This is a genomic window from Dyadobacter sp. SG02, from assembly GCF_900109045.1.
Lineage (GTDB): Bacteria > Bacteroidota > Bacteroidia > Cytophagales > Spirosomataceae > Dyadobacter.
Window position 1 is genome coordinate 30,500 of the sequence record NZ_FNYL01000007.1, and the last position, 12,666, is coordinate 43,165.

The 12,666-nt window shown below is 50.9% G+C and carries 10 protein-coding genes; 6 read left to right on the top strand and 4 right to left on the bottom strand.

The window, feature by feature from the left end; translation table 11 throughout:
- Positions 1–2: 2 nt before the first annotated feature.
- Positions 3–752, bottom strand: coding sequence for an SDR family NAD(P)-dependent oxidoreductase (locus BMW93_RS17480; protein ID WP_090378987.1), 750 nt, complete (start codon positions 750–752; stop codon positions 3–5).
- 2 nt (positions 753–754) lie between these two features.
- A complete protein-coding gene (locus tag BMW93_RS17485) occupies positions 755–1,600 on the bottom strand; it encodes an aldo/keto reductase (RefSeq protein WP_090378991.1) in 846 nt (281 codons plus the stop codon).
- A 189-nt stretch (positions 1,601–1,789) separates the two neighbouring features.
- Between BMW93_RS17485 and BMW93_RS17490 the strand changes: the two genes are divergently transcribed.
- Positions 1,790–2,032: a transcriptional regulator gene (locus BMW93_RS17490; RefSeq protein WP_090378995.1), complete on the top strand. Its 243-nt coding sequence runs from the start codon at positions 1,790–1,792 to the stop codon at positions 2,030–2,032.
- Positions 2,033–2,035: 3 nt separating this feature from the next.
- On the opposite strand, the gene BMW93_RS17495 is transcribed toward BMW93_RS17490, so the two are convergent.
- Positions 2,036–4,159, bottom strand: coding sequence for a type IA DNA topoisomerase (locus BMW93_RS17495; RefSeq protein WP_090379825.1), 2,124 nt, complete (start codon positions 4,157–4,159; stop codon positions 2,036–2,038).
- 589 nt (positions 4,160–4,748) lie between these two features.
- On the opposite strand from BMW93_RS17495, the gene BMW93_RS17500 reads away from it, so the two are divergent.
- Both BMW93_RS17500 and BMW93_RS17505 read left to right on the top strand, forming a co-directional pair.
- Positions 4,749–5,006, top strand: coding sequence for a hypothetical protein (locus BMW93_RS17500; protein WP_090378998.1), 258 nt, complete (start codon positions 4,749–4,751; stop codon positions 5,004–5,006).
- Positions 5,007–5,139: 133 nt separating this feature from the next.
- Positions 5,140–6,093: a Fic family protein gene (locus BMW93_RS17505; RefSeq protein WP_090379002.1), complete on the top strand. Its 954-nt coding sequence runs from the start codon at positions 5,140–5,142 to the stop codon at positions 6,091–6,093.
- A gap of 28 nt (positions 6,094–6,121) precedes the next feature.
- Here the strand turns inward: BMW93_RS17505 and BMW93_RS17510 are convergent, their stop codons facing one another.
- Positions 6,122–9,745: an outer membrane protein assembly factor gene (locus BMW93_RS17510; RefSeq protein WP_229240548.1), complete on the bottom strand. Its 3,624-nt coding sequence runs from the start codon at positions 9,743–9,745 to the stop codon at positions 6,122–6,124.
- A 202-nt stretch (positions 9,746–9,947) separates the two neighbouring features.
- On the opposite strand from BMW93_RS17510, the gene BMW93_RS17515 reads away from it, so the two are divergent.
- From BMW93_RS17515 to BMW93_RS17525, 3 genes are all read left to right on the top strand, one after another.
- Positions 9,948–10,667 (top strand): response regulator transcription factor, encoded by a 720-nt coding sequence (locus tag BMW93_RS17515; RefSeq protein ID WP_409013104.1) that lies wholly within the window; start codon positions 9,948–9,950, stop codon positions 10,665–10,667.
- Entirely contained in the window at positions 10,651–12,012 is a 1,362-nt protein-coding gene (locus BMW93_RS17520) for a HAMP domain-containing sensor histidine kinase (protein WP_090379005.1), read from the top strand. The genes BMW93_RS17515 and BMW93_RS17520 overlap by 17 nt, the downstream gene beginning before the upstream one ends.
- Positions 12,013–12,164: 152 nt before the next feature.
- Positions 12,165–12,617 (top strand): hypothetical protein, encoded by a 453-nt coding sequence (locus BMW93_RS17525; RefSeq protein WP_090379008.1) that lies wholly within the window; start codon positions 12,165–12,167, stop codon positions 12,615–12,617.
- Positions 12,618–12,666 lie beyond the last annotated feature (49 nt).

Genomic DNA, 12,666 nt, shown 5'->3' on the forward strand with positions numbered 1-12,666 from the left:
CGCTATTCTTCATAAATCATTTTGCGCGTCATACCGCCATCGATGATCAGGTTGGCGCCGGTGATGAAATCATTTTCCAGGTTGGTCAGGTAGAGGCATGCCCTGGCGATATCGTCGGGTTTCCCGACGCGGCCGGCCGGGTGCTGGGCGTGGTCGGAGACTTTCAGTTGACTGTAATCTCCCGTCTCAATCCATCCGGGGCTGATCGCATTCACGGTAATGCGATCGGGGCCGAGGGAGATCGCCAATGCGTGCGTCAATGCCAGAATCCCGCCTTTCGAAGCCGCGTACGCCTCCGTGTTGGGCTCGGACATGAGCGCCCGCGTGGACGCAATGTTCACGACTGCGCCCTTGCCTTGCGTACGCATAACGCGTGCCGCCTCGCGTGCACACAGGAAGCTGCCCCGCAGGTTGGTGTTTAGCACATAGTCCCAATCATCGACAGGGAGGTCGTAAGGCGATTTGGTTCGGCCCAAACCTGCATTGTTGATCAACACATCAATCCTTCCGAGCGATTCCTTTACCTGTTCCATGCCGGCGACGATTTCGTCCGGATTGGTGAGGTCTATGACCAGCGAGCTGGCTTCGAACCCTTCTTTTTCCAAAGCTTCCTGAATGGCGTGCAATCCTTTCGGATCGCGGTCCCACAATGCTACGCTGGCACCCTGCCGGGCATAGTGCGTGGCCACGACGCTACCGATGCCGTTTCCGGCACCGGTGACGATCACCACTTTGTTTTGATAGTCGCTCATGATCAGGATAATGCTTTGAAATCTTCCTCCGACAGCTGAATACTTCCTCCCTGCAAATTTTCTTCCAAATGTTTCAGCGAGCTCGTGCCGGGGATGAGCAGGATGTTCGGGGCGCGTTTGAGCAACCATGCCAATGCAATCTGGGCGGTTGTGGCATGGTGCCTTTCCGCAATACCGGAGATTTTGCTCTTCAATTTTTCCGGGCCCGAAGCGAGCGGGTACCACGGTATGAATGCCATTCCACGTTCCACCGTGTAATCCAGTACATCTTCCCACTGCCGGTTGCCCAGGTTATACAGGTTTTGAACCGACACGATCGGTACCGTCTTCTCCGCCTGTTTGACCTGATCCACACCCACTTCCGATAATCCTACATTGCGAATCTTCCCTGCTTTCACGGCATCCACCACCGGGCCGAGCGTTTCCTCTACCGGGAAGCGGGAATCAATACGGTGCAGCTGCCAGAGGTCGATCACATCCTTTTTCAACCTTTTGAGGCTTCCTTCGATTGCCTGCCGGATATGCTCCGGATCACCGTTGACGCGCCACTGGTTCGGGCCGGTGCGTTCGAAACCGCCTTTGGTGGCAATTAAAAGGTCTTTTGGGTAGGGAGAAAGCGCGTCGGCGATCAGCGTTTCGTTGGTATGAGGGCCGTAGGAATCGGCCGTATCGATGAAGTTCACACCCGCATCTACCGCAGCTTGAAGCACTTTCTTCGCATTCCCGCGATCGGGTGCATCGCCCCATACGCCCTGGCCGGTAAGCTGCATGCCGCCGTAACCCAGCCTGTTAATTTCAATTTCGCCGCCGATCCTGAAAGTACCGGCATATTGATGGTAGTTACTCATATGGATTTGTAATTAAAGGTCACTTCGTAAAAACACCGAATGGTGGTTTTCATTCAAGGATGAGTACTTGTATATCATACTCATTTTTCACAAAGCAAATGTCAGGCCATGCCTTGAAGGCAGGTAGCGAGCCGGAAATACCTGGCACGGTTTTGTTCTTTTCAGCTCAAAACCAAATATCATCAACAAATGGAAACGACAGTATTTGAAGCGCGGGCAAGGGAATTGGTCGCCGATATCAAAGAGATTGTAAAAGTGAAGGGGATCAACCTGACCGAGGCGCTGGAAGAAGCGGGTATCTCCCGGAAATCGTCCGAGAAGATCCTCAACCAGGGTGTAATGCCCAACTTGTCCGAATTTTTGGCGCTATGCCAGATTTCGGGCATTACTTTTCATCTGCCTTATGTAGAGACGACCAACAGCCCGATGTAACGGCTACCCGACTTCAAAGTTGAAGTCGCCGTTCATGACCAGCCGGGCGTCGATCGGGTCGGGGCTGCCGGGGATTTGAAGGCCTTTGATTTTGGCCGTCTTGCCTTTGCTGAGCAGGTCGAAAATGTGCTTGTCGGTCAGTGTTTTGCCCAGGAATTCGAAAGGTATTTTGAAGCCGCACACCTGGAAATTGCTGCATCCGTAGGCTGTTTTGCCTTTTTTCAACAACTGATCCTTGCATTTGGGGCAATGCAGGGCTTCAATGGAAACTTCTTCTTTCGGTTCGCGCGGCCTGCGTTCCTTCTTCGGCTTATCTTCCTGCTCGACAACCGGCGCTTCCTCGATAATGGTAATGGACCGCGCGCGTTCATTTTTGACCTCGTGCGTAAGCTTCACCACCATTTCGATCAGCTCCTGTTTGAAAGTATCCATCGCATATTCGCCCTTTTCGATGAGGCGGAGCTTGCGTTCCCAATGCCCGGTGAGCTCGGCACTTTTGAGGAGTTCGTTTTGAATGGTGTCGATGAGGTCGATGCCCGTTTGCGTGGCGAAAACGTTCTTTTTCTTTTTCTCTATGTATTTGCGTTTGAAGAGCGTCTCGATGATGTTGGCGCGCGTCGAGGGGCGGCCGATACCGTTATCTTTCATCAATTCGCGCATTTCTTCGTCCTCGACCTGCTTGCCGGCGGTTTCCATCGCGCGGAGCAGGGTCGCTTCGGTGTAGGCTTTCGGCGGGGAAGTCTTGCCCTGGTGCACGCGCGGCTCGTGCGGGCCGCGTTCGCCGACTTCGAAAATCGGCATTACTTTTTCCTCTTCGGCCTCTTTTTTCGCGGCATTGTCGTTCACGTACAATTCCCGCCAGCCCAGTTCGAGGATTTGCTTGCCCGTAGCCTTAAATTCCACCTGGCCGACCATCCCGAGTACGGTTGTATTGGAGACTTTACATTCCGGGTAAAAAACGGCGATAAAGCGCCGGGCTATCAGATCGTAAATGCGCTTTTCATCCTGGCTGATATGCCCGGGCAGCACGCCCGTCGGGATAATGGCGTGGTGATCGGTCACCTTCTTGTCGTCGAAAACGTTTTTCGATTTCGGTATCGGCAGGTTCGCCAGCAGGGGAGCGGTATACTGACTATAATAGGTGAGCTCGCGGAGAATGCCTTCCACTTTCGGGTGTAAGTCTTCCGAAAGATAAGTGGTGTCTACACGCGGGTAGGTGACGAACTTCTTTTCGTAGAGGTTTTGAATGTGTTTCAAAGTGTCCTCAGCCGAATAACCGTATTTTTTATTGGCCTCTACCTGTAATGAAGTGAGATCGAAAAGCCTCGGATTTCCCTCCTTTCCCTCCTTTTTTTCAAATGCGGTTATTTCAAAATCATGCTGTTGCAGGTAAGCGAGGCCTTTGTTGGCTTTCTCGACATTCTTGATGCGGTCGATCGTCGCCGTAAACTCGGTATCCCGGTAGATGGTTTTCAGTTCCCAGTATTCCTCCGAGACAAATGCATCGATTTCCTTTTGTCGCTGGACGATCAATGCGAGGGTGGGCGTTTGCACGCGACCGATGGAGAGTACCGCTTTGCCGCCCCCGAATTTCTTGGTGAAAAGGCGTGTCGCATTCATGCCCAGCAACCAGTCGCCGATCGCGCGGGCACTCCCGGCTGCGTACAGGTTATCATACTGGCTGCCTTCACGGAGCTTGTCGAAGCCCTCGCGGATGGCTTGTTCGGTAAGGGAAGAAATCCACAGCCGTTTGACGGGCACGGTGCATTTGGCTTTGAGAAGCACCCAACGCTGGATCAGTTCGCCTTCCTGGCCTGCGTCACCGCAGTTGATCACCTCTTCGCAATTGCGCACCAGCATCTCGATCACACCAAACTGCCGCATGGCGCCTGCATTGTCTATCAGCTTGATCCCGAAACTGGACGGGATCATGGGCAGTTCTTCCAATCGCCACGATTTCCAGCGTTCGGTGTAGTCGTGCGGTTCTTTCAATGTGCAGAAATGGCCGAAAGTCCAAGTTACCTGATAGCCATTGCCCTCGTAATAACCGTCGCGGCGCTGGCCGGCACCGATCACCGCTGCAATATCTTTGGCTACGCTGGGTTTTTCCGCAATGCAAACTTTCATAGGTTCCTTTCCCGCGGTCGCTTTCTTTCCGACCGGTGTGTCTGTTGTCGTTCCTTTTGAGGGGTGCAAATATGGTCAATTTTGTCCAGACTTCCCGCCCGGCAGTCCGCGATTTGTGACCTTCAAAACCATCGCGCCACCCCTCAGGCCAGCGATTTTGACCGGATAATCAATCCATCGAAAAAAAAATAAAAAATTTTTCAAAAAAATTTCGTGGTTTTTGGTTTCTGTGGGTCAATTCTTCGGTGATTTTGGGTATTGGTAGAATCCACTCCAAATATAATTTGGTATTGAGAGGTTGGTTTAGAATAAAATGGAGGTGTTTAATAGCGCGTAGCAATAAGGTAACATTAGTGCCTGCCGGTACGAAATCTTCTCAGGTCGCAAAAACGAAAATTTGGTGACTTTTAAATTTTAAATCTTTAAATAGTTATATGTTTGTCGTGAGGAAAAAGCCGATTTACAGCCTTTAAAGACTTTGTACTATTCTGTTATCGAATGCGCTGAACGTTTGTTTTCAGAATATTGTATTATATTTGTACTCGAAATACGATAGAGAACACAAGCAAAACACAAAACACTATTAACAATGAAAAATGCAAAAAAACTGCTAGCCGTTGCTTTGGTAGCAATCACTAGCGCAGCTTACGCCAACAACAATTCTACATATACAGTTGAAGAGAAAGCCAAAGTGGCTGTTGTTAACAATACATTGCCTGCTTCCGCACCAGTTCTGGATAGCCCGGCACCACAAAAAGTGAAGAATACGCCTGACACCAATAACCATAGCGCAGCTCAGAAAGCCGCTATCGTAGGCCTCCAATTGAAAAGTGTAACTACGAAGTAAGTGATTGAACCTCATGGGTTCGGTTAAGATTGATTGATGGTTTAAAGAGGGAGAAAATTTTCTCCCTCTTTTTTTGTGATTGATTTCTTAATATCGGATAGGAAAACCGGAGGGCAATGCCGATATTAGTGGAATGTTTGAGATCGACCTGAACGACATGTACGAATTGCAGCCTTTTATCGACAGGCTGTACGAAAAACGCGACCGGATAAAAAGCAGCCGGCCTATTCCGGCGTCTGCGCTTTCGAAAATCCGTGAAGGGCTGGCTTTGGAATGGACCTACAATAGCAATAGCATTGAAGGCAACACGCTTAGTTTGCGGGAAACGCAGCTGGTATTGCAGGAAGGGATTACCATTCAGGGGAAGTCGTTGCGGGAACATTTCGAGGCGTATAACCACGAGAAAGCCATTCAGTACCTGTATGGGTTGGTAAACCCGGAATATGCTATGAGGAGTATCGATATCCTGTCGCTGCATGGCCTGGTACTGCGGTCGATCGAAGACGACTTTGCGGGGCGCTTGCGTGATGGGGGCGTGCGTATCGTGGGCGCGAACTTTGTGCCGCCGAATGCACGGAAAGTGCCCGATATGCTGGATCAACTGATTGAGTTTACGAATTCGAATCCTATGGGGTTGAATGACGTGGTACTGGCTACCGTTTTTCATCACCGGCTGGTTTGGATACATCCGTTTTTTGACGGAAACGGCCGTACGGTGCGGTTAGCGATGAATCTGCTGCTGATGCGGGCTGGGTTTCCGCCGGCGATTATCCTCAAAAACGACCGGAAGAAGTATTATGAGGCTTTAAACCAGGCAAATAATGGGTCGTATCAGAAGCTGGGGCTGTTGATGACGCAGGCTTTGGAACGGAGCCTGAATATCTATTTGAATGCTCTGCCGGGGTTTGAGTATGAATATGAGCCGATTGTCCGCATTGTAGAAGAGCCGGAAGTGCCGTACGGGCAGGAGTACGTGAGCCTGCTGGCGCGGCAGGGGAAGATCGATGCTTATAAAGAGGGGAATGTTTGGTACACGACGAAGGAGGCGGTGCAGGATTATGTAGCCAACCGTAAGCGGAAACGATAGCAGGCGAAACCCGGGTTTCGCCTGAAAGCTATCTGAAAAAGCTTCCAATCGAGATCATGAGCAGAAGCGATTCTTCCTTCGAGGTTCCCGCGCTGATGTTGAATGCAAATTGCTCGCGGAACGGGGTAATGTAAAACCCGCCGCCGTAGCCCTGGTGCCAGTAGTTGGCATTGTCCGGGTCGTTTTTGGCCCACACTCTTCCCACATCATAAAATGCCCGTACGCCCATTTTGAGGGGGACAAACGTATTTCGGGTTTCGGTGAGTTGCCACCGGAGCTCGGTGTTGAGGAAGCCTTTCGATTCGCCGGTGAAGCGGTTGCGTTTGAAGCCGCGGAGGTCGTTGAGCTGGCCGAGCGAGAATAGTTTGTAAAACGGTAACTGGCCTTTCGCGATGCCGCCGCCGAGACGAAGGCCGAGCGTAAGCGGGTTTTTAGCACGTGTGGAAAGGTATTGCTCGACTTCGAGTTCGGAAATGGAGGCCAGGTCGTTGCGTGACTGTGAAACGTGCCCTGCCTGCTGGGTAAGTTGCACACGGAAGCCGCGCTCGGGTAATGCAATGCGGTCGCGGAAGTCAAGGTTGAGGATGCCTTTCGCGAAGATTAAATGCAGCTGTTCATTACCGAAAATTTCGGGGTGGTCGGCGAGGTAGCTGCTGTTTCTTTGAATGCCTTCGTCGAGCTCGTAGCTGGCCGTCACTTCGATTTTGCTCTGTTTCCAGAACTGGCGGAGCAGGCCGGCGGATACCGCAAACGAATTGTACTGGGTGCGGTAGTAGTTGGATGGCAGGTCGTTGTTTTTGGGCGTGTCGTTACCGACTCCGAAGAAGAAGTTATAGTTGAGCGGTCGCGAAAGCGAAACCTGCGATATACCATCCCATTTGCCCAAAAGCTGCCTGAACTGGTTGCTGTAACTGAACTCGTAATTTCCTTTGACACTTACAGACGCGCTGAGCGAATGCTTCGAGGCAAAATCGGGCTTGCCGAAGCGCTGGCGCGTGAAAGTAACGCCTCCGTGAATTGCAAAGCCTACGAACGGGTTGTAGGTCAGCAATGCAACGGGCAGGTAGGTATTGTATTTGAATGCATTGCGATCGTATTCGTAGAAACGCTCATCGGCGGGTTTGACTTCGCGTGCTTCTGTACCGAGCTGATGGTGAGGGTTTTTATCCTTTTCGTAAATGAGTGTCTGCTTGCCGCCTTTCCGGACGTCGGATTGGTCGGAAATATAATCCTCGCCACCACCACTGATGATGCGGACGAGAATCGATCTTTCTGCTTTTCCCTGGATATCGAAAACATCGTCGCCACCAAGGCCGTTCAGCCTGATTTCCCGGGTTTCAGTCGGATCGAAAACGCGGTGGTAATAGATTTTAGAAGTGTCAGCCTGCCGGTTTTGTTTTGAAACATCGCAGACAGTTACTGTTACCCGCCCATTATTTTCGCGCACTACTTTGAAATACTCGGCCTTATTGGAGCCTACCACATCCACTTCCCTTGCAAGCAATGCGTAATATCCGGCCGCATACTTTTGAAGGTCGCCGATACGCGCTTTCAATTTTCGCTCGATTTCTCGGCCATCCTTTTCATAGATTTCAGCAGGCATGTTGTGCACGGCAGCGGTAATATCCTGGTCGTTAATGGCGCCCTGGATTTCTTTGGCGGCATTAACCCAATCCGCTTTGCTGAGCTCGCTGCCCACGAAGCGGTCGAGGTGGCGGGCTTGCCACATGAGGCTGCGGAGGCCTTTGATGCGTTCCGCGAAGTTTTCGCCGTTGGGCATACCCCATTCGCGGTCGGCAAGCCAGGGGATAATGCCGTCCCAACGCGAAAATGCGTGATCGCGGTCGCGGGGAACGGGGCGGTACAGCTCGCCGTCTTTCGTTTTGTAACCTGCCCATTTCCAGTTGTCTTCGTGCTTGCTCCAATCGCCTACCCAGAGGTCGAACATGCGTGCCCGGGCGAATTCGTGTTTGTCGACGCGGTTATCGTGATCGTGGTAGAGTTTATTGAATAGTTTAAAACTCTTCTCGATGTCTTTGGCGCCGGCAAAAATCCTGGATTTTTCGATCTTGTCGGTCGGGCGTTCTTCGAGCATGCCGAACAAATTGCCGTATTGCGCTTTGAATGCGCCGAGTTTGTTGTCTTTGGGTAAAACAAACAATTCCGGGCTGGCGTGCAGGATACCGATTTTGTCGAGTAATGGCGCTACGGTCATGGCGCCGTAGGGCTGCTGGGTGGAGGTCTGGTCTTTCAGGACCTGCGAAACGACGGTCCCGCGCAGCTCATATGCGAGCGCGCGGAAAGGATCTTTGTCTACCGAACGGAAAACGTATTCTTTTCCGTTGCCGGCCACGAGTTTGAGGGACGTAGTTTGCCTCCCGCCCCCTTTTCCGGCGATGACCAACCCGCCAAAAGTAGTGTCCATATCGAGATAGGGCGCTTTCACGGGCACTGTCCAGGAATCGCGGTAATGTTTTCCGAACCATTTTTCTTTAAAACGCTTGCTGGCATACTCGCTTCCGGCTGCGATAGTCGCCGGCTCGCGGTGCGGCGTATCCATTCTGTCGGAAGGCTTGATTACCGGATTACAGGGCTGAAAAAGCGAGTTTTTGAGAGCGTTTCCACTATTCTCACAGGCGGACGCGAAAAGTTGGCCGGTTTCTGATTTCGAAACCTGACTACCATTGACCGTCCAATGCTGATAGTCGACCTTACCATTGTCGGAATAGGTTATTTCAATGAAACCCGCTGACGATGAGTTTAATGCGGCTTTTTTGCCATGCGCAATGTAAGCGCCGCCCGCAATTCCGCCACTATTGATGAAAAAGTTATTGCCTTGCCGCATTACCGACTGGTTCCGCTCGTGCCCGGAGGCAAGGATCACCGAGCCGTAATCCTGCAAAACGCCATTCAATTTGTAGCGGTACGGGCCCAGGTTTGCATTCGAAATGTCGCGGCTGGTGCCGATATTCTGCCGGAAACCGACCAATGCGTTGCCTACCAGCGGAGGCGAGAAATAGGAACCTACTGAAAACCGCCCGCCATAATTCCCGAATGATTCAATAGGAAAATGGGAGAGTAACAGCACGTTTTTGTCGGTGGTTTCGTCCAAAATACCTTCCAGTTCTTCCACGAAATTGTCCGTATCGGCGATGGTACAGGCGTCGGAGGAAGGTTTAGGTTTATCAAACGGATGATTCCACCATTGAGAATTGATCACGACCACTTCGAGCATCGGGAAAGAAACCGTCCACGGGCCGGGGCAGCCATGTCCGAGGAATACCTGAAATCGCTGGTGTTTTTCACCGTCCAGCGCTTTTTCCAATGCCATTACTCTTTGCCAGCCTTCTTTGCCGGAATTGAGCCATTCGCGATCGCCCTGGTTGAGAAGCATGTGCAGCCCGGGGTTGCGGTCGAGCAATGCATTGGCCTTTCTTTTCCAGTCGGTGACCTGTTCGATGGTCATTTGCTCGGGAAATGCGTCGCCGTTAAGTACCCAGAGTAATGGGCCGGGTTTGGTAGCGAGGTAGTTCTCGATTACAGGGAAAATGTCGGCAGGATTTTCGAAGTCGGCGGTGTTGCCGGCGAGTAAGACTTTGAACTCCGCGGCGTAAAGGCTGCAAGCTGCCAAAAGGATTAACAGTGCGGACAAAGCGAGGCGTTGTGCGCAGATTATGAGTTCGTTAGCGGTGCGTGGTAGAGGTGTATTCAAGGTATGGGAACGTTGCGTGTTAAAAGATTGACAATTTAACAGTAATCCCCGCAGATTGAAATGTCATGATACACGTAAATGCTGGAAAAATGTATTGCCATGCCGTTTTTTTAATACCTTACACTTTAAAACCTCTATTGCAATGCCGTTTTCCAAGCTACCCATGAAGCTTTTGCTCGTCGAGGACGAGCCCAACGTGATATCCCTGATCCAGCGCAGCCTTACGGCCAACGGCCACGAGATCACAATTGCGATGGATGGTCAGTCGGGCTTGCAAATGATTCTGCAACACCAGTTTGACGTTGTTATTCTGGACCTGATGATCCCGGTTATCAATGGCATGGAGGTATGCCGACGCGCTCGCCAGGCACAGGTAACGACGCCGATCCTGATGCTGACCGCACTCGGTACGACGGAAAACATCGTGTCGGGGCTCGACGCCGGTGCCGACGATTATATGACCAAGCCTTTCAAACTGGCGGAGCTCGAAGCGCGGCTCCGGACGCTGATCCGCCGCGGAAAGGAGCCGGAAAAGGAGAAAAACGATAAAATACTGGCACTGGGCGACCTCATTCTGGACAAGGTAACGAAGACGGTTAAACGAGGCGGCCAGCCGATCGAGCTCACGGCTACCGAATTCCGGCTTTTGGAATACTTGCTTTCGAACACCAACCGTGTTTTAAATAGAATGGAAATCCTTGAAAATGTGTGGGATATCAATTTTAATCTGGGTACGAACGTGGTGGATGTGTATATCAACTACCTAAGGAAAAAAATCGATAAAAATCATGACATCAAGCTGATACACACGGTGTTCGGTATGGGGTATGTGGTCCGTCAGTCGTATGAAGATACAAAATAAGATCGCGCTGATTTTTACGGCATTGTCTGCTGGTATTATCCTGGCATTGAGCGTGTTTGTCTATTTTTTTGCCTCTGAGAGCATTGCAACGAGCTTTTTCCATCGCCTTGAAGTGCGGTCGGACATTGTGGGACATGCGGCATTGCAGGAGAACAAATCGCTTACATCCATTTACTACGACATCAAGGAACGGCACCTGGGTAGCCTGCCCTACGAGAAGCATCGCGTATTGCCCGAACCCACCGATGAGGCGATCAAAAAGCGTCTTGCCTTGCCTTCCTCCTTTTTTGAAGAGGCGCAAAGCGACATTCCGGCCCGGTTTTTCAATCATGACACTTCCTATGTAGTGCTTCGCATTGCGCGGGAGAAAAAGCGGATCATGGTGGTATCGTCGGCGCTCGATACTTACGGTATGCAGGAAATGGCTAATCTGAAAAACCTGCTGCTGATCGGGTTTTTCATTGCAATGACCTTCGTTTTCACCTTCGGGAAGCTGTTTTCGAACGAAATTTTCAAGCCGATCCGTAATATTATCCGGAATGTGAAGGGCATTAATGCGCATAACCTCCACCAGCGACTGGTGGTGGACCCTACCGACGACGACGTGGAGGCGCTTTCGAGGACTTTCAACGATATGCTCGACAGGCTGGAAGTGACTTTTGAAATGCAGAATAACTTCGTGAGCAATGCTTCGCACGAGTTCCGGACGCCGCTGACGGTCGTGAGCGGCGAAGCGGAACTCGGAATGTCGATGCCCGGGCTTTCGGACGGTGCGAAGGAGTCGTTTCTCAATATTTATAAGGAAGTCGAAAAGCTGGAACACCTTACTAATAGTATGCTCAGCCTGGCGCAGACGGGTTTTAACGGGACAAAAGAGCAATGGGAGGAGGTTCGGATCGATGAACTGATCCTTTCGGTGAAAGAGGCGGCAGATCGCATTATTCCTGAAAATCAGGTGGCTATCGATTTTGATAACCTGCCCGAGGATGAATGTAAGCTCACTGTAAATGGTAATCTCGCATTGCTCAAAGCCGCTTTTTCCAATATTGTGCTCAACAGTTGCAAGTATTCCGACAACAAGCCGGTGACCGTCAAGATCAGCGCGGACAGCAAATACGTGATCGTGGAGATCACCGACCAGGGCATCGGTATACCCGACCGGGAGATCGGGCAGATTTTCGTACCCTTTTTCAGGGCTTCCAATACGGCGCCGTACAAGGGTTACGGCATTGGTTTGCCGTTGACGCACAATATCATACGCATGCACCAGGGCAAAGCCGACGTGCAGAGCCGCGTAGGCGAGGGGACGCGCTTCACTACCTACCTACCTTTTAAGTATTTCTGAGCCCTCTTACTTCATTTTAATATTCTTATTTCATTCTAATAAGTCTCTCACTACATTATAATGCAGCTCTTAAACAGGGCTAATTTCTCTGCCGTAACATTGCATTGTTAATTGATTATCAACGCATTGTTAACTTAAAAGACGGCATTTATATGAGAACAGTGGTGATACCTACGGACTTTACAAATGAGGGCATCCAGATCGCCGAAGCCATTGTGAGGGACATCCGCGACGAGGTGCGCGTGATTTTCACACACCTTTTCCACGTGGCCGACGATATTCAGGATCTGCTATTTTCGACCTACCGCGAGAAGGAATATGAGCTCGTCCCGGAGGAGTTCTGGCAGGAATGTAAAATGCTGAAAGATACCTATCCGGAATTGAGCAGCATCAAAATCGACTTCTTCTACGGCAACAAGCTGGCGCTTCTGAAAAATTTCCTGGAATACTACGAAACCGATTTTATCGCCTATTCGGAACAATACGGCATTCCCAAGCTGACGAAAAGCAGCCTGGACGCGTTACCGGTGCTGAAAAAGACGGGCTATTCGATGATCAACGCAGATATGGTGCGCGTATCCTCGCTGGCCGACAGCTATCGGTAAGGTACTTTGGTTTGACTATGAGATTGTGAAAAAGGTAAATATCAGTGAA